Below are 16,791 nucleotides of genomic sequence, written 5' to 3' on the forward strand. Positions count from 1 at the left end.
TGTCGGGCTCAGACGGGGCGCAGGTTGTAGAAGATCGGCATATAGGGCTCGAAATTCTTCCATTGCTTGCGCACGGCGGAGACTTGATACGTCGCGCCCAAGGGGATGTAGGGCACGTCGATGAAGACTTGCTCCTGGATCTGCGCGCAGATCTTCTTCTGCGTCTCGACGTCAGGCGCCTTGAACCACTGGTTGCGCAGTTCCTCCAGCTTGGGGCTGTCGGGCCAACCGAACCAGGCTGCCTTGCCGTTGCCGCGCAAGGCCAGGTGACCGGCGGGATCCAGGTTGTTCATGCCGCTCAGGCCGGTGAACGCGACACTCCAGCCGCCTTCCTGCGGGGACGCCTGGCTGTTGCGGCGTTGTACCGCCGTGCCCCAGTCGACGGCTTGCAGGTCGACGTTGAAGCCAAGCTTCTTGAACAGGTCGGCGGTGACCAGCGCGGAAGCGTGATGCGAGGGGAAATCGACGGGGTCCAGCAGCACCACGCGCTCGTTGTTGTAGCCGGCCTTCTTGATCGCGGCCTTGGCGGCGGCGATATCGCGTTTGCCGGTGAGCTTCTCCATCCCGGCCCTGCTGTCCATGGGACACCCGGGTACGAAGACGCCGCACTTGTCGTTCCAGTATTCAGGAAACGAAGAGCCGTTGGCCGCGGTCATGTATTCGGTCTGGTTCACCACCGACAGCACGGCGCGACGGATGTCGGCGTTGTTAAAGGGTGGGAAAAGCTGGTTGAAGCGCATGATATTGATGCCCGGCAGCGCGATCTTGACCAGGTGAATATCAGGCATCTCCTTCAGCATGCCCAGGAAGTCGTTGTTGATGCGCTCCACGCCATCGACTTCGCCCGCCTGCAAGGCCGCGATGGCCGTGGCCGCGTCGGGAATGATGTTCCATTCGACACCGGGCACATGGGCGACCTTGGGACTCGCGCCGAAGCTGGCAGGCGTATCCGCCTGCCGCGGCACATAACCCTCGAACCGTTCATAGACCACCTTGGAGCCGGAGATCCATTTGGACGCCACGAAACGGAACGGTCCGCTGCCCACCATTTCCTTGATTGCCTGGTTCGACGGCGCCTTGGCCAGGCGTTCCGGCATGATGGCAGCCATATTGGTCGTCTGGCGGCCGAGGGCGTGCAGGATCAGCGGGAAGGTTTCGGTCAGCGTGATGCGCAAGGTGCGGTCGTCGACGACCTCGATGGACTTGGTCACGTTCATCAGCGAGTGGCCCATCAGGTCGCGGTCGCCCCAACGCTTGATGCTGGCCACCACATCGGCCGCGCGGACCGGCGTGTCGTCGTGGAATTTGAGGCCATCCCGCAATTTGATGGTCCAGATCAGCTTGTCGTCGCTGACCGTGTGGCCTTCGGCCATCTGCGGGTGCGGTTCAAGTTTTTCGTCCAGGCCGTAGAGCGTGTCGAAAACCAGTTGCGCATGGTTCTGGGTGACCTGCGCCGTCGTGAAGATCGGGTCGAGCAGGGCGAGATCGGCCTGCGGCACCCATTTAAGGTTGCGCGGCTTGGGCTGGGCGAAGGCGGAGACGGGCAGCGTCTGCGCAACCGCCATGGCGAGGGGCGTCAGGAGAAAGGTTCTGCGGTTCATGCCTGGTTTCCTTGTACTGTTATCGAGCCGGGCCGATCAGGCGCCGACCTTATGTTGTGCAACGTAGTGCCCGGGGCCAACGCTTACCAAGGGCGCGATGTCCGGTTGATAACCGATGGGACGAACCGGACTGGGAATTTCGCTGACTTCCAGCGTCCTTGCCCGCCGTTGCGTCGGGTCGGCAATGGGTACCGCTTGCATCAGCTTGCGGGTATAGGGATGCTGCGGGTTCTCGAAAATGCTCTGGCGTGGGCCGATCTCGACGATCTGGCCCAGATACATCACCGCGACGCGGTGGCTGATGCGTTCGACCACCGCCATGTCGTGCGAGATGAACAGATAGGCCATGCCGAACTCCTGCTGCAGGTCGATAAGCAGGTTGACGATCTGGGCCTGGATGGACACGTCCAGCGCGGACACGGACTCATCGGCGATCAGCACTTTGGGATTCACTGCCAAGGCGCGGGCGATGCAGATGCGTTGGCGCTGCCCGCCGGAGAATTCATGGGGCCAGCGGTCCGCCATGGCCGCGGTCAGCCCGACCCGCTCCAGCAGGGCCGCGACGCGGCGGTCGGCTTCCTGGCCTTGGGCAATCCCATGGATGAGCAGCGGTTCCTTGATGCTGTCGCCGATGCGCATTCTGGGATTCAAGGACGCGAACGGATCCTGAAAGATGAACTGCATATTGCGGCGCAGGTGCGACAGGGACGCGGGGTCGCCGCTGTCGATCCGGTGGCCGTCGAACTCGACGGTGCCGGATTGCGGTTTGGCCAGGCGCATCAGCGACCGTCCGGTGGTGGTCTTGCCGCAGCCGGATTCGCCGACGAGGGCCAGCGTTTCTCCCGCCTTCAGTTCGAAGCTCAGGTGTTCGACGGCGTGGACGCGCTTACGGACGCGCGCCAGGAAGCCGCCACGCACGTCGAAGCGCGTGACCAGGTCCTTGACCCGCAAGATGGTCTGGCCGTCGCCGTTCGAAGCGGACCCCGCCGCGGCTGCAAGTGCCGGCGCCGCTGTATCCTTGTCTGCCGTTCGTGTCGCGCTCTTGTCCAGCAGGTCGAAGTGCGCCGGCTTGGTGGTGCCGCGCATATCCCCCAGGCGAGGGACGGCAGCCAGCAGCGCCCGTGTGTAGGGATGGGCCGGATTGGCGAACAGCGGCTCGACGGCATTCTCTTCGACGACTTCGCCATGGCGCATCACCATGACACGGTCGGCGACCTCGGCGACCACGCCCATGTCATGAGTAATGAATATCACTCCCATGTCCATCTCTTTCTGCAGCTCGCGGATCAGCTGCAGGATCTGGGCCTGGATCGTGACGTCCAGCGCGGTGGTCGGCTCGTCGGCGATAAGCAGCGACGGCTTGCAGGACAGGGCCATGGCGATCATGACGCGCTGGCGCATGCCGCCGGACAGTTCGTGCGGATAGCGCTCCAGGATGCCGCGCGCATCGGGGATCCGGACCTGGTCCAGGATGCGGCGGGCGCTTTCCAGGGCCGTGCGCGCGTCGCATTTCTGGTGCAGGCGTATCGCTTCCGCGATCTGCTGGCCTACCGTCAGCACCGGGTTCAGCGACGTCATCGGCTCCTGGAAGATCATCGCGACCTCGGCGCCGCGGATGGCGCGCATGTCGTCCTCGGCCAGCTTGAGCAGGTCGACCTTGCCTTTGGCACGCTCGAAGTCGATGGTGCCCGAGACGACGCGGCCGCCGCCGAATTCGACCAGGCGCATCGTGGTCAGCGAAGTGACCGATTTGCCGGAACCGGATTCGCCCACGATGGCGAGCGTTTCGCCGCGATCGACGTGCAGGCTAAGACCACGTACCGCGTGCACCGGTTTGCTCGTGCTGCCGAAGTCGACGGACAGGCGGTCTATGGTCAGGACGCGTTTGCCCGTTGGATTGATGGTCGAGGCGTTCATTCGCCGGTCCTCCGGTTCATGCGGGGATCGATCGCGTCGCGCAGGCCGTCGCCCAACATATTGATGGCAAGAATGGTGATCGACAGGAACAGGGCGGGGAAAGCGATCAGGTAGGGCTTGACCTGCCAGAGGCTGCGGCCTTCCGCCATGATGTTGCCCCACGAGGGGACGGAGGGCGGCACGCCGGCGCCGATGAAGGACAGACTGGCTTCGGCCAGGATGGCGACCCCGCAGATATAGGTGGCCTGGACCGTGAGCGCCGCGATCGTGTTGGGGAAGATGTGCTTGCACACGATGCGCAGGGTGCTGGCGCCGGAGGATTGCGCTGCCTCCACATAAGGCTGCTCGCGCAGGGTGAGGACCAGACCGCGTATCAAGCGCACGACCCGGGGAATTTCGGCAACCGTGATGGCAAGGATGACGTTCTTCATTGAAGCGCTGGTCACCGAGATCAGCGCGATCGCGAGCAGGATGGTCGGAATCGACATGAAGCCGTCCATGATGCGCATGACGATGGTGTCCAGCCAACGCACGAATCCGGCGCCCAGGCCTATGGCCACACCGATGGCGGTCGACAGGATGGCCACCGAGAAGCCGACGATCAAGGACACTCTGGCGCCGTAGATCACGCGCGAATAGACGTCGCGCCCGAGCAGATCGGTGCCGAACCAGAATTCCGCGTTGGGATTGCGGGTGCGATAGATGGGAGACAGCGCGGTGGGGTCTATCGTGCCCATCCAGGGGGCGAACACCGCGAGGAAGATGATGAAGGCCAGCAGGATCAGGCCGATGAGTATGGTGGGTTGCCGCTTGCAGAGGCCAAGAAAGTTTTTCATCAGTACTTGATCCTGGGATCGAAAACGCGATAGAGAAGGTCGACGAGCAGGTTGACGATCACGTACAGGAAACTGAACAGCAGCACCGTGCCCTGGATCACCGGATAGTCGCGCCGCAAGATCGCGTCGACGACCAGCCGTCCCAGGCCGGGGATGGAAAACACGGTTTCGGTGACGACGGTGCCGCTGATCAACAGCGCGACGCCGATGCCCACGACGGTCACGATCGGCACCGCGGCGTTCTTCAAGGCGTGGCGGAACAGCAGGGTCCGGTTGTCTACCCCTTTGGCGCGCGCGGTGCGGACGTAATCCTGGGACAGGGTTTCCAGCATCGTGGCGCGGGTAATGCGCGTGATAAGCGCCACGTAGACGCTGCCCAGCGCCAGCGCGGGCAGGATCAGCGTGTGCAGGGACGCCCAGATGCCCGAGGAGAAGGGCACATAGCCCTGGACCGGGAACCAGCGCAGTTGCAGGCCGAATATCCAGGCCAGCAGGTAGCCGACCACGAAAGCGGGCACGGAGAAGATGAACACCGCGAACACCATGATGCCGCGGTCTTGCCAGCGGTTGTGCTTCCAGGCGGCCAGGGTGCCCATGGGCACCGCGAGCACCACCGAGATCAGCAGCGTCATGGCCATCAGGGTGAAGGTGGGCGCGATACGCTGGGCGATCATGTCGGAGACCTGCAAGCCCGTGTACAGAGACTTGCCCAGGTCGAAGTGGGCGGCGGCCCAGAGCCAGTCGCCGAAGCGGTGCAGGAACGAATGGTCCAGTCCCAAGGTTTCGCGGATGCGCGCGATGGCTTCCGGCGTGGCGTCTTCTCCCGCCAGCAGGGCAGCAGGGTCGCCGGGTGCCAGATCAAGCAGGCCGAACACAAAAATTGCGACGAACAGCATGACCGGTAGCGTCATCAATAGACGCCTACAGGTATAAGCAAGCATTTTCCCCTCGTGCGAGGTTGGATCGCAGACTTGTGAGGCCTGGATCTAATTGTTGGTATGCGACATGAGCCGTCAGCGCCGGGCGCCAGATGCATGCCCGAGGCTTTAGGATCGCCGCCCCATATGTTGGAAAAATTCTAGAGACGGCTGAGCCATACAGCAATTAGAGATTCATCAAAGAATCTTTGCCGAAATTAGAAGGCTGGGGGCAGCGATTGGCTTTTTGAGGGGGAGGGGAAGTCGATTTACCTGGGGCAGAGCATGCTGCGATGCCCACCGCCGCGGCGAAAGCGGTCCGCGCCGGGCGGGGCAAGCCCGTGGCGGAATAGGGGAATGTCCTAGTGTGGCGTGACTACAGCTATGCCGCGACTTTCGTGGGAGCGGCCGCATGTTCAACCAAGAACCGCTGCGCAAGATCTTGCACCCACTCGCTGAACGCGATCACCACGGGCGAGTCTTTCTTGTATTCGGGATACACAAGGCAATAACGCTTGGCATGCTTGACCGCGACGTCGAAGGGAATGACCAGGTCACCCCGCTGCAGTTCGCGTTCGATATAGAAGCGGGGCACCAGGCCCACGCCCAAGCCGGAACACGCAGCCTCGATGACCATCGAATACAGTTCGAAGCGCATGCCTTGCAGGGGGCGGTCGATTCGCACGCCGCAGGTGTCGAACCAACGGCGCCATACGTCGTTCTTGCCGGCCTTATGCAAGAGTGTGAGACGACCGAGGTCGCTCGGGTCGTTCAGCAGTCCTAAATCGTAGTGTTGCGGACTCAAGACTGGAACGACTTCCTCGTCGAAGAGTTCCAACTTGACGACGCCGGTCCAGGCAGGATGGTCGAAATGCAGCGCGGCATCGAAATGCGTGCCGCGAAAGAGAAAAGGCTCGGGTTTTTCGCTGAAGTTGATGGTGATGTCCGGATGCAGGGCCCGGAATTCCTGCAGACGCGGCAACAACCAGCGGCTGGAGAATGTCGGGATCACCGCCAGTTCAAGAATGCCGCCCGCGCCGCGATTGGCCATCAGGGCCTGCGTGTGCAGTTCGATCTCTTCAAGGTGAGGGGCCACGCGGGTCGAGTAGTAGCGGCCAGCGTCATTCAATACCACCTGCCGTCCGACCCGGGTGAACAGCTTGGCACCCAGATAGTTCTCCAGCGCGCCGATCTGGCGGCTGACCGCGCTTTCGGACAGGCAAAGCTCGTCCGCGGCACGAGCGAAATTCTCGTGGCGCGCCGCCGCCTCGAAGATGGCCAGCGCCGTGGTGCTTGGGATCTTGCGTCTCATGGGGTCTCCTCCCGAGCGAGATCGATGACGAAACCGCATCAATTGCTGATGAATCATCAGTTACGTCCCGTGTTTGTCCTGATCATAATCGACGAACTGATTCGATAACCGCAATTGAAGAGGGTCGAGACAAATGGAGCGCTATAAGCTTTTCATCAACAACGAATGGGTCGACGCGGAGGCGGGTGAGTCATTCGAAACCGATGATCCGTTCACCGGCAAGCCCTGGGCGCAGGTGCCGCGCGGCCGTGCCGCGGACGTGAATCGGGCGGTAGCTGCCGCCAAGGCGGCGTTCGACGAAGGCCCCTGGTCGCGCATGTCGGCCAGCGATCGTGGCCGGCTGATCTACAAACTTGGCGAGCTGGTGGAACGCGACGCGCAGCGCCTGGCGGAAGTGGAGAGCCGGGACAACGGCAAGCTGATGAGCGAGGTGCTCGGCCAGGTGAAGTATTGCGCCAAGTATTTCTACTACTACGGCGGCTTGGCTGACAAGATCCAGGGGCATGTCGTGCCGATGGACAAGCCGGGCGTGTTCAACACGGTCCGCTACGAGCCGATCGGCGTGGTGGCCAGTATCACCCCGTGGAATTCCTCCTTGTTGTTGACGGCATGGAAGTTGGGCCCTGCGCTTTGCGCAGGCAACACCATCGTCTGCAAACCGTCGGAATTCACGCCGACTTCCCTCCTGGTGCTGGCCGAGATGGCCAAGGAAGTGGGCTTTCCGCCTGGTGTCATCAATGTGCTGACCGGCTTCGGCGCCGAAGTGGGCGAGCCGCTGATCCGTCATCCGGACGTGGACCGCGTAGCATTTACGGGCGGCGATGCGGCGGGACGGCGCGTGTACACCACGGCGGCTGAAGGCCTGAAACGAGTATCGCTTGAGCTGGGTGGTAAATCGCCCAATATCGTGTTTGACGATGCGGACCTGGATCGCGCGGCGAACGGCGTCATCACCGGCATCTTCTCCGCCGGCGGCCAGACGTGCATGGCGGGCTCACGGCTGCTCTTGCAGGAATCGATACACGACGAGTTCCTGGCGAAGATCGAGAAGATCACCCGTGCGGCCAAGATCGGCGATCCCAAGAAAGCCGATACGCAGATCGGCCCTGTTGCCACGCGCCCGCAATACGAGAAGGTCCTGCAATACATCGATATCGCCAAGAAGGAGGGCGCACGTTGCGTCACTGGTGGCCGCGCTTTGTCCGGCGCGGAGTATGGCGCGGGCCAGTTCGTCGAACCGACCATCTTCGCGGATGTGAAAAACGATATGCGCATCGCACAGGAGGAAGTGTTCGGACCGGTGCTGGCGGTATTGAAGTTCAAGGACGAAGCGGACGCCGTGCGCATCGGCAATGACATTCGTTTCGGCCTGGCCGCCGGCGTCTGGACCAAGAGCCTGCATCGCGCCATGCTGATGTCGGAGAAGCTGCGTGCAGGCACGGTATGGATCAACAACTATCGCTCCACCAGTTATATGACGCCATTTGGCGGATACAAGGACAGCGGCCTGGGGCGCGAAGGCGGGTTCGAGTCGGTGAAGGAGTATATGGAGATGAAGAGCGTTTGGATGTCCTCCGACCTGGACATGCCGAATCCTTTCGTGCGCAAATACTGACCACCTGACGTCCCGGGAGTGGATATGAGTGAGACAAATATCAAGAACACAGAACGAAAATATGACGTAGTGGTGGTGGGCTGCGGCATTGCGGGGCTGAGCGCCGCGGTCACCGCGATGCAGGCCGGCGCGCGCGTGGCCATACTGGAGCGCGCGCCGCTGGAGGATCGCGGCGGCAACACGCGTTGGACCGAAGCCATGATGCGCATGAAAAGCGAGGCGGAGGTCGCCGACGACTTCGAAGCGCACTTTGCCGAGAATGCCGGCCATTATCTGGACCCGGAGTTGGTGGCGGAATCCGCCGGCGCCTATGAGAACTGGTCGACCATCGTCAAGGTGCTGGGCTTCGCCGATCCTGAGTTGATCACGACGTTTGCCGACAATGCCGGCAAGGCCATCGCGTGGCTCAAGACATTTGGCGTGCGCTTCGATTTTCTGCCGGGCTATTTCATCACCACCTGCACCAGCCGCATGGGGCCGGTTGGCGGCGGCCTGGCGCTGGTCGAGGCGCTGGCTGCCTGGGCTGAAAAGAACGGCGCGGATTTCTTCTACCGCACCACGGCTCGCGAATTCCTGCGCGGGGAAGACGGCACCATTGCCGGGATACTCGCCACGGGGCCGGATGCACGTCCCTTTGCACTGCACGCACCGGCCACCGTCCTGGCCTGCGGCGGTTTCGAGGGCAATCCTGAAATGCTGGCCCAATATCTGGGACCGCGCGCACGCTATATACGACCCGTGGCACGGGGCGGGTACTACAACAAGGGCGAGGGCTTGCGCATGGCGTTGGCCGCGGGGGCAGCGCCGTCCGGTGATTTCGGCCAATTCCACGCCGAGCCGCTGGATCCCCGTTCCGGCGCGCCCGAGCCCATCGTGCTGGTCTTCAACTATGGCGTACTGGTGAATAAGCGCGGCGAGCGCTTCATCGACGAGGCGCCGGCCACGGTGGATGCGACCTACGAGTCGATCACCCGTGTGATCCATGAACAGCCGGACGGCATCGCCTGGGCGATATTCGATTCCCGCATCGACGACGTCCCGAATTGGCGCAGCAGTGTGCGTTCGGACCAGCCGCCTATCCGCGCCAACAGCGTGGCGGAACTGGCAGCCGCGCTGGAAGTCGATGCCGGCGACCTGCAGACCTCGCTGGATGCGTATAACGCAGCTTGCGGCGACGGCGCCTTCGACCCGCTGAAGACCGATGGCCTGGCGACGCGCGCCGGCTACCGGCCGCGCAAGTCCAACTGGGCGCGGCCCATCGATCGGGCGCCATTCATGGCCTATCCCATCATTTGCGGCAACTGCTTCACCTTCGGCGGCTTGAAAGTGAACACGCGCAGCCAGGTGCTCAATACGGACGGCGATCCTATCCCCGGGCTTTATGCGGCCGGCGAGACCGTGGGCCTTTACTACGGAACGTACACCGGCGCGACGTCGGTGCTGCGTGGCGCGGTGTTCGGACGCTTGTCCGGCGAGGAGGCCGCCAGGCTGGCACAAGCTCAGCGTTAATGGAGCGGCAGGTGAGGTGTGCAGGGTGGTAAGCGGTTCGTCCCCGAGGCGGACCGATTCAAAAAACGATACGAGATATCGAAGGAGACAATCATGCTAAGCAAATCCCTGCGCCATGGTCTGGCGGTGGCGGCGCTCGCGTTGCTGCCGCTTACCAGCCACGCCGCCGAAACCACCGGTGTCACCAAGGACACCATACGGATCGGCATGTTCGGCCCGCTGACAGGGCCGACCGCTGTCGGTTCGCTGCCTTTGCTGGGCGCCACGGCGATCTACAAGAACGTCAACGATAACGGCGGCATCAACGGCCGCAAGATCGAGGTCCTTGTCGAAGACGATGCCTGCGATCCCAACAAGACCATCGCCGCGACCAAGAAGCTGATCTCCCAGGATCAGGTCTTCATGATCCATGGAGGCTGGTGCAGCGGCACCGTGATGGCGATCAAGCCTGAGCTGAAGAACCACGCTGACTTGCCTTTCATGGTGCTGGGCGCGGCCAGTACGGCTATTTCCTCGCCATTCCAGGCGAATATCTTCCACCCGGTGGCGACCACGGCCACGGTGGCGAATTCCATGGTGGACTTCGCGCTGAGCAAGCCGGGCGCCAAGCGCATCGCCATCATCAGCCATTCGGATGAGTGGGGCAAATCTCACATCGAACCTGCCATCGCGGCGCTGAAGGCCAAGGGCATTGAGCCTGTCGAAACCGTGTACCTGGAACGTGGCAGTACGGACGCTACGTCCCAACTGTTGCGCTTACGCGCCGCGAAACCAGACGCCGTGCTGGCCATCCTGTATCCGCCCGAGCTCACGATCTATCTGCGCGATGCCAATAAATACGGCATCAAGGCACCGACGGTTGCGACCCAGGGTGTGTCGCTGGAGGATATGGTCAAGCGCGTCGGCAACCCGGCAGCCACCAAGGAGCTGTACGTGTTCTATCCCTTGTCGGCGACGCTCGATGCGGAAGGCTTCAAGAAATGGAAGGACATCTACGCGGCGGCCCATCCCAAGGACCCGGTCGAGACCCTGAGCTTCATGGGTATGACGGGAGCGCTGGCGGTGGTGCAGGCGCTGAAGAATGCCGGACCGGACCTGACGCGCGAGAAGTTCATCGCGGAACTGAACAAGCTCAAGGACTTCGATCCGGGCATCCAGTCCGGGCCGTTGACCTTCACGCAGCAGGACCACGCGGGCATCAAGCAGGGCAAGATGATCTATATGAAGGATGGCAAGCCCACCATCGTCTCCAACTATCCGTCAGCGCTCTGACCTGTACGGAGGACGATAAGCCATCATGCTCGCGCAATTGATCGTCAGCGGGGTCGCGGTGGGGTGCGTCTACGCCCTCATCGCCTTGGGGATGACCATCCTTTTCCGCTCCACCACCATAGTCAATTTCTGCCATGGCGAATTCTTCATGCTTGGGGCGTTCGCGGTGCTGGTGCCCTTGCAAACCCTGGGATGGGGGTATGGCTGGTGCATTCTCTTTTCCCTGAGCCTGCTGTTCGTCGTGGGGATGGCGGTGGAGCGTGGCTTGATGCGGCCGCTGCAGCATGCGCCGCATATCAGCCTGGCCATGATGACGGTTGCGTTGTCCTATCTATTCAAGGGCGTGGCGCGATTCTTCTACGGAAGGGAGGTGGTAGCCCTGCCACCCCTGCTGGCAGGCGACCCGGTGTTCTTCGGTGACGTGGTGCTGACGCCGCAGGACATGCTGATCATGGGCGTGGTGCTTGTGGTTGTGGTGGCGTCCTATCTTTTCTTCCAGAAGACCGAGATCGGCAAGGTGGTGGAGGCTGCGTCCGAAACCCCACGTGGCGCGTCGCTGTCAGGCATCAACGTGCCCCTGCTGCGCAACCTGATGTGGGGAGCGGGTGCCACCATGGGCGCGCTTGCGGGCATCCTGATCGCGCCCAATACCCTCGTGTACCCGGACATGGGCGGACACATGCTGGTGCGCGGCTTCGCCGCCATGACGCTGGGAGGATTCGGCTCGCTGCCCGGCGCGGTGGTGGGCGGAATCACCCTTGGCGTGGTGGAGAATCTGGCGGGCGGTTATGTATCCAGCGCGCTGGTGGAAATCACGGCGTATGTGGTCATCATCATCGTGCTGCTGATACGCCCGCAGGGATTGCTTGGTAACTGGAGGCGCGCCCGTGTCTGAACCTCACAAGAAAAACAGGCTGCTCTGGCTGGTCGCGTTCGCGCTGCTGCTGGTCCTGCCGCTCGCGGTGAACAATTACGTGCAGTTCGTCGTCAACACCATGCTGGTCTACAGCCTTGCGGCCATCGGCTTCAACGTGGTGATCGGCTATCTCGGCCAGCTGGCCTTCGCCAACGCGGCGTTCTTCGGCATCGGCGCCTATGCGGCGGGCTTGTCGATGGCGCATCTGGGGCTGCCGTATCCGTTGGCGCTGGTTGCGGCGGCGGTGGTCGGTGGCCTGGCGGGCGCGCTGGTGGGACTGCCTGCGCTGCGTGTGCGCGGCTATTACCTGGCAATCGTGACGCTGGCGTTCGGCGAGTTGATGCGCTGGATGTACGTGCACGCCGACAGCGTTACTTATGGCGCGAGCGGCTTCAACGTGCCGCAGGTTGTGCTGTTCGGCCGTGGCCTGAACGAGACGGGCAAGTATTACGTCTTTCTGCTGGTCACCTTGCTGGGCCTGGGGGCGACCCGCTTTCTGGTGAAGTCGCGCATCGGCCGGGCTTTCGTTGCGGTGCGCAACAACGAGGCCGCGGCAGCATCCACGGGCGTGGCGGTATTGCGCACCAAGGTCGTGGCATTCGCCTGGAGCGGCCTGATCGTCGGTCTGGCGGGTGGCTTGTATGCGCTGCTGAATGGGCGGGTCTCGCCGGATACGTTTGGCCTGTCCCAGATGTTGATGCACTTCGCCATCGTCATGATAGGCGGGCTGGGCAGCCTGGCCGGCTCCATCATCGGCGCGGTCTTGCTGACCGGTGCGCCGGAGTTGCTGCGCAATTTTCCGGGGCTGGAGGAAATTGTATTCAGCCTTCTGCTGATGGCGGTGCTGTTCCTCATGCCGCGCGGCATCGGCGGCTTGATCGCCGATCGGATTCCCGGCGCGCGCGAGCGCCTGTACCAGGAGTAGTCCATGCTGCGCGTCGAAAACATGACTGTACGCTTCGCTGGGCTCACCGCTGTCAACGACTTGTCCTTCCAGGTGGAGCAGGGCGAGATCTTCACCATGATGGGCCCCAACGGGGCGGGCAAGACGACTGCATTCAATGCCATTACCGGCTTTGTGCGGCCCGCCGAGGGGAAAATATCCTACCAGGGCGATTCCTTGCTGGAGCGCACGCCGGACGACATCGCCAGACTTGGCATCCGGCGGACGTTCCAGAACAACGGCATCTTGCGCGAGATGACCGTGCTGGAAAACGTGCTGACCGGACTCGAACTGGCCATTCCTCATACATTCTGGCGAACCGTGATCGGAGCGCCCTCGGCGCGGAGGGCGGAACGGGAAGCCGTCGCCAGAGCGCGTGCCATTCTGGAACGTTTGGGTATAGCCGAGTTGGCGGACCGTATTGCCGGCGATCTTTCCTTCGGACAGCAGCGTCTGGTCGAAATCGCGCGGGCGCTGGTGGTCGATGCCCGACTCATCATGCTGGACGAACCGGCCGTGGGCTTGTCGCCCAGCGACCGTCAACATCTGGGAACCGTGTTGCGGATGCTGGCCAAGGAGGGGATCGCCATCGTGCTGGTCGAACATGTACAGGATTTGGTCATGGCGATCTCGGATCGCATTCTGGTCCTGAATTATGGGAAATGCTTGGCAGAGGGCGAGCCCGAAGCCGTGCGCAACAACAAAGCGGTGCTGGAGGCCTATCTTGGTCAAGAATGACGTCCTCCTTGAAGTGGCCGGCCTGGCGGTGCGGCATGGTCGCGTGCCCGCGCTGGCCGGCATCAATATCGAATTGCGTAAAGGCGAGGCGGTGGGCTTGCTGGGTGCGAATGGCGCGGGCAAGACGACGCTATTGAATGCCTTGTCGGGATTCCTGCCGCACGATTCCGGCAAAGTCACCCTGTTCGGCGAGACGATGAAGTCCGGCGCACCGCATCGGGTCGCCCGAGCGGGCCTGCTGCAGGTCTCGCAGGACCGCGACCTGTTCCCCGAGCTGAGCGTGCGCGACAATCTGCGCCTGGGTTGCCTGGCGCGCGCGAAGTCGCGTCATGCGCGCAATCTGGACAGGGTATTCGGCTACTTTCCCCGGCTGAAGGAGCGGCTTGACCAGCGGGCCAACACCATGTCCGGCGGTGAACAGCAGATGCTGGCCATCGGCAGGGCCTTGATGGCCGAGCCGCGCATCATCTTGTTGGACGAACCGTCGGCGGGGCTGTCGCCCCTGTTCGTGCAGGAAATCGGCGCGATGATGCAGGCGCTAAAGCGTGAAGGTGAGGTGGCCTTGGTGCTGGTCGAGCAGAACATGCGGCTGGCCGCGCGCGTGGTCGACCGTTTCTATATGCTGCGTGCCGGGCAGGTGGTGGCGGAAGGTCTGGCCAATGAACTGGAGCGCGAACACGAGCATTTGGCGCGGGAGTTTTACCTGTAAGCGCGGCATCGCCGCATGGCCGACCTGGCCGCGCGGCGTTCGCAGCGTTTCCGCATGATGATGCAGCGGTATCAGGTCGGCGTATCGACGTCGTCCCAATCCGCGTTTTCGAACCTCACCAGCCAATTCAGCGCGTAGTGGCGCTCCTGGATGACACCGGGCAGGAACTCGGCCGGCGGATTGCCTCGTCCTAACGAGGCTTCGCGCGTGACCCAGTGAAGGCGGTAGTAAAGGTCGAGCGCGTCCAGGATCTCAGTGGCAGGGCGCAACTGGGCTTGGGCCGGCCATTCTCCCGACACCGTGTCCAGGAAGGTGCGGACCACCCCGGGCACGTCGCAAATGCCGGGTGGCAGTGACAAGGTCGGCAGCAGGCCGAGCGCCCATCCAAGCAGCGCCAGGCTTTCATAGCGCCACGTCATCTGCACGGTCGCTTTCTCGGATGGAGTTTCTTCATCGAGAAATGCTTGCTCGGCTGGCGTGAGATAGCGGAAGGCGGGCGCCACGCGCTCTTTCAGTTGCTCTATGGGCACCGGACCCTCGGGGCTGTTCAGGCTTTCGGCGCGCGCGGCTACCACCAACAAGGCCATCGCGCGTCCGGCGACTTCGGCGGCGGGACGCAGTTGCACTTCCGTCTCGCTGATCAGCGGGGGCAGGGTGGGAGACACGCGGATGCCGTGTTGTTCCAACAGCGCCTCAGTGCGCGACTTGCGATCCCACGCCGCTCGCGGATAGGGAATCTGCGCCTGCTCATCCTGGTTTCCCGCTGCGTCTATGACCACGCGCCCCTGCGGATCGCGCACGCTGCCGTCCGTCAGGAACATGACCGCGTTCGCCTGCTCGGCCCATTGGGTAAATGCGGCTTGATGCTCGGTCGCGAACGAGAGGCTGACGTGCTGTTGCACGCGTTGCAGGTGGCGCATCAGGTGGTAGCGCGAGCGCGTCATCTGGCCATCGCCACGATTCAGCACGTATCCCACGAAACCTTGCAGGTGCCCGGGGAGCTCAGGGTCGCTGAGGTCTCTTTTGCCGAGCAGCTCATGGGGGAAGTTCAGGGGCGGGAGGGCTGCCACGGTGCCATAGGCATTGACGAGTATCGCTTCGTCCGCGACGGGCGCGGCGCCAGCGGCCACGTTGGATTGAGTGCCGCCATTGGCAGCAGGCTGGGATCCGCCCAATAGCTTCTTGAGTCGTTCGAGCATCGTTTACCTGGTCAGGGATTCGGTTGTTTGATGGCAGCGCGGCGGCGCCGGGCCGAAGTGACTGTATCAGGTTCGTTTGTGCGTTTTTGAGGCTTGTTCTGTTTTTTGGTGTCTTATAAAAGACAGCATACATAGTATAAAATACATATATGCATTTCTAGGTAGGATAACTTTTAATTATCCAACCTAGAAATCAGATTGAAGGCGGATGGCCAGCATTTGGACATCCCGACGGTTGAGAGAGGAAAGTCATGGCCACTGGCGTGCAAGCTTCGGATGTCTGGGCAGCGGCGGATGCACTATTGAAAGCCGGAGAGCAGCCGACCATAGAACGGGTACGCCTGCATCTGGGACGTGGCTCGCCCAATACGGTCGGCCCGCATCTCAAAGCCTGGTTCCGCGGGCTAAGCGAGCGGCTGGTAGGCGGGCAGGGGCGTTCCACAGGGATTCCAGATGCTGTCGGACGGGCGGTCGAGCAAATCTGGGAACAAGCCTTGGCGGCCGCCCGCGAGGAATGGGTGCTTGCGTCCGCCCGGGAGCGCGAGGAGCTGGCCCAGGCCAGGACCCAGATCGCCACGGACCAGGCGGCGCTCGCGCAGGAGCAAGTTCGTCTGCGCATCCGGGAAAGCGATCTGGAAGCGGCGGCGCAAGCGGCCCGAGCCCAGGCCGAGGCCGCCGAGGAACGTCTGCGCGGCGCCGAACGGCAAGCACGCGAGGACGCCGGTGCCCTGAAGACCCTGAATCAGCGCCTGGCCAGCCTGCAGGAGCAGGTCGCCGCCGGGCAGCAGGCCCTGCGCGAGGCACAAGCGGTCAGCCGGGAGGCCTTGGCGGCCAGCGAAGCACGCCATTCGGCCCATGAAAAGCGCTGGTTGGGTGAAATCGACACGCAACGCCAGGGGTTGAAGAAGGCGCAAGAGGAATTGGACCGAACCCGAAAGGCCGCCGAAGCGACTGTCGAGCAATTTCAGAATCAGGTCTCCAACTTCCAGTCCCAAGGGGCGCAACTCCAGTCCCAGGTTACGGAGCTGCAGGCGCGACTGGCACAGGTCCGCGGGGAAAACGTCGTGCAGGCCCGGCGGGCGGAGTCGGCCGAGGCCAATGCCGATATGCTGAGCGCGCAACTGAAAGCCGCCGCCGATGCCGCCCATGCCGCCAGGACGCAAGCGGACCAGTCTTCCGCCCAGTTGATCACCCAGAACGACACCTTGCGCGAACAGCTGGCCGCGAAGGACCGGCAGATTGAATTGCTGATGCAGGTCGCCGCGCGTTCGGACCCTATCCATCGCAAATAAAGATACGCGTCGACC

14 protein-coding genes are annotated in these 16,791 nt (G+C 62.7%); 8 read left to right on the forward strand and 6 right to left on the reverse strand.

The window, feature by feature from the left end; translation table 11 throughout:
• Nucleotides 1-8: 8 nt before the first annotated feature.
• From ASB57_RS07145 to ASB57_RS07165, 5 genes are all read right to left on the reverse strand, one after another.
• Nucleotides 9-1,601 carry an ABC transporter substrate-binding protein gene (locus tag ASB57_RS07145; RefSeq protein ID WP_057651604.1) on the reverse strand — a complete coding sequence of 531 codons (1,593 nt, stop codon included), beginning with the start codon at nucleotides 1,599-1,601 and terminating at the stop codon, nucleotides 9-11.
• Between the two features lie 36 nt (nucleotides 1,602-1,637).
• Entirely contained in the window at nucleotides 1,638-3,518 is a 1,881-nt protein-coding gene (locus ASB57_RS07150) for a dipeptide ABC transporter ATP-binding protein (protein ID WP_057651605.1), read from the reverse strand.
• Nucleotides 3,515-4,354, reverse strand: a complete 840-nt coding sequence (locus tag ASB57_RS07155; protein WP_057651606.1) for an ABC transporter permease — start codon at nucleotides 4,352-4,354, stop codon at nucleotides 3,515-3,517. Before ASB57_RS07155 ends, ASB57_RS07150 begins: the two co-directional genes overlap by 4 nt.
• On the reverse strand, nucleotides 4,354-5,295 hold the full coding sequence (locus ASB57_RS07160; protein WP_057651607.1) for an ABC transporter permease: 942 nt from the start codon (nucleotides 5,293-5,295) through the stop codon (nucleotides 4,354-4,356). The genes ASB57_RS07155 and ASB57_RS07160 overlap by 1 nt, the downstream gene beginning before the upstream one ends.
• A gap of 358 nt (nucleotides 5,296-5,653) precedes the next feature.
• Nucleotides 5,654-6,583 carry a LysR substrate-binding domain-containing protein gene (locus tag ASB57_RS07165; protein ID WP_057651608.1) on the reverse strand — a complete coding sequence of 310 codons (930 nt, stop codon included), beginning with the start codon at nucleotides 6,581-6,583 and terminating at the stop codon, nucleotides 5,654-5,656.
• A 133-nt stretch (nucleotides 6,584-6,716) separates the two neighbouring features.
• On the opposite strand from ASB57_RS07165, the gene ASB57_RS07170 reads away from it, so the two are divergent.
• The 7 genes from ASB57_RS07170 to ASB57_RS07200 all read left to right on the forward strand — a co-directional run bounded on the left by ASB57_RS07170 (nucleotide 6,717) and on the right by ASB57_RS07200 (nucleotide 14,285).
• Nucleotides 6,717-8,198: an aldehyde dehydrogenase gene (locus ASB57_RS07170; protein ID WP_057651609.1), complete on the forward strand. Its 1,482-nt coding sequence runs from the start codon at nucleotides 6,717-6,719 to the stop codon at nucleotides 8,196-8,198.
• Between the two features lie 24 nt (nucleotides 8,199-8,222).
• Nucleotides 8,223-9,707 carry an FAD-dependent tricarballylate dehydrogenase TcuA gene (gene tcuA / locus ASB57_RS07175; RefSeq protein WP_057651610.1) on the forward strand — a complete coding sequence of 495 codons (1,485 nt, stop codon included), beginning with the start codon at nucleotides 8,223-8,225 and terminating at the stop codon, nucleotides 9,705-9,707.
• 93 nt (nucleotides 9,708-9,800) lie between these two features.
• On the forward strand, nucleotides 9,801-10,979 hold the full coding sequence (locus ASB57_RS07180) for an ABC transporter substrate-binding protein (RefSeq protein WP_057651611.1): 1,179 nt from the start codon (nucleotides 9,801-9,803) through the stop codon (nucleotides 10,977-10,979).
• Between the two features lie 25 nt (nucleotides 10,980-11,004).
• Nucleotides 11,005-11,874 (forward strand): branched-chain amino acid ABC transporter permease, encoded by an 870-nt coding sequence (locus tag ASB57_RS07185; protein ID WP_057651612.1) that lies wholly within the window; start codon nucleotides 11,005-11,007, stop codon nucleotides 11,872-11,874.
• Nucleotides 11,867-12,820, forward strand: a complete 954-nt coding sequence (locus tag ASB57_RS07190) for a branched-chain amino acid ABC transporter permease (protein ID WP_057651613.1) — start codon at nucleotides 11,867-11,869, stop codon at nucleotides 12,818-12,820. Before ASB57_RS07185 ends, ASB57_RS07190 begins: the two co-directional genes overlap by 8 nt.
• A 3-nt stretch (nucleotides 12,821-12,823) precedes the next feature.
• Nucleotides 12,824-13,576 (forward strand): ABC transporter ATP-binding protein, encoded by a 753-nt coding sequence (locus ASB57_RS07195; protein WP_057651614.1) that lies wholly within the window; start codon nucleotides 12,824-12,826, stop codon nucleotides 13,574-13,576.
• Nucleotides 13,563-14,285, forward strand: coding sequence for an ABC transporter ATP-binding protein (locus tag ASB57_RS07200; protein WP_197424984.1), 723 nt, complete (start codon nucleotides 13,563-13,565; stop codon nucleotides 14,283-14,285). Before ASB57_RS07195 ends, ASB57_RS07200 begins: the two co-directional genes overlap by 14 nt.
• 71 nt (nucleotides 14,286-14,356) lie before the next feature.
• Here the strand turns inward: ASB57_RS07200 and ASB57_RS07205 are convergent, their stop codons facing one another.
• Complete coding sequence (locus ASB57_RS07205) at nucleotides 14,357-15,484, reverse strand: DUF4272 domain-containing protein (RefSeq protein ID WP_082621427.1); 1,128 nt, start codon at nucleotides 15,482-15,484, stop codon at nucleotides 14,357-14,359.
• 251 nt (nucleotides 15,485-15,735) lie between these two features.
• Here ASB57_RS07205 and ASB57_RS07210 point away from each other — a divergent pair, with 251 nt between their 5' ends.
• Nucleotides 15,736-16,776, forward strand: a complete 1,041-nt coding sequence (locus tag ASB57_RS07210) for a DNA-binding protein (protein WP_082621428.1) — start codon at nucleotides 15,736-15,738, stop codon at nucleotides 16,774-16,776.
• Nucleotides 16,777-16,791 lie beyond the last annotated feature (15 nt).

The organism is Bordetella sp. N, from assembly GCF_001433395.1.
GTDB lineage: Bacteria > Pseudomonadota > Gammaproteobacteria > Burkholderiales > Burkholderiaceae_B > Bordetella_C.

What these genes read in the sequence shown, in the direction of transcription:
- ASB57_RS07145 (WP_057651604.1), bottom strand. Translation starts at nt 1,601, where the DNA reads ATGAACCGCAGAACCTTTCTCCTGACGCCCCTCGCCATGGCGGTTGCG.
- ASB57_RS07185 (WP_057651612.1), top strand. Translation starts at nt 11,005, where the DNA reads ATGCTCGCGCAATTGATCGTCAGCGGGGTCGCGGTGGGGTGCGTCTAC.
- ASB57_RS07160 (WP_057651607.1), bottom strand. Translation starts at nt 5,295, where the DNA reads ATGCTTGCTTATACCTGTAGGCGTCTATTGATGACGCTACCGGTCATG.
- ASB57_RS07210 (WP_082621428.1), top strand. Translation starts at nt 15,736, where the DNA reads ATGGCCACTGGCGTGCAAGCTTCGGATGTCTGGGCAGCGGCGGATGCA.
- ASB57_RS07165 (WP_057651608.1), bottom strand. Translation starts at nt 6,583, where the DNA reads ATGAGACGCAAGATCCCAAGCACCACGGCGCTGGCCATCTTCGAGGCG.
- ASB57_RS07150 (WP_057651605.1), bottom strand. Translation starts at nt 3,518, where the DNA reads ATGAACGCCTCGACCATCAATCCAACGGGCAAACGCGTCCTGACCATA.
- ASB57_RS07155 (WP_057651606.1), bottom strand. Translation starts at nt 4,354, where the DNA reads ATGAAAAACTTTCTTGGCCTCTGCAAGCGGCAACCCACCATACTCATC.
- ASB57_RS07170 (WP_057651609.1), top strand. Translation starts at nt 6,717, where the DNA reads ATGGAGCGCTATAAGCTTTTCATCAACAACGAATGGGTCGACGCGGAG.
- tcuA (WP_057651610.1), top strand. Translation starts at nt 8,223, where the DNA reads ATGAGTGAGACAAATATCAAGAACACAGAACGAAAATATGACGTAGTG.
- ASB57_RS07195 (WP_057651614.1), top strand. Translation starts at nt 12,824, where the DNA reads ATGCTGCGCGTCGAAAACATGACTGTACGCTTCGCTGGGCTCACCGCT.
- ASB57_RS07205 (WP_082621427.1), bottom strand. Translation starts at nt 15,484, where the DNA reads ATGCTCGAACGACTCAAGAAGCTATTGGGCGGATCCCAGCCTGCTGCC.
- ASB57_RS07180 (WP_057651611.1), top strand. Translation starts at nt 9,801, where the DNA reads ATGCTAAGCAAATCCCTGCGCCATGGTCTGGCGGTGGCGGCGCTCGCG.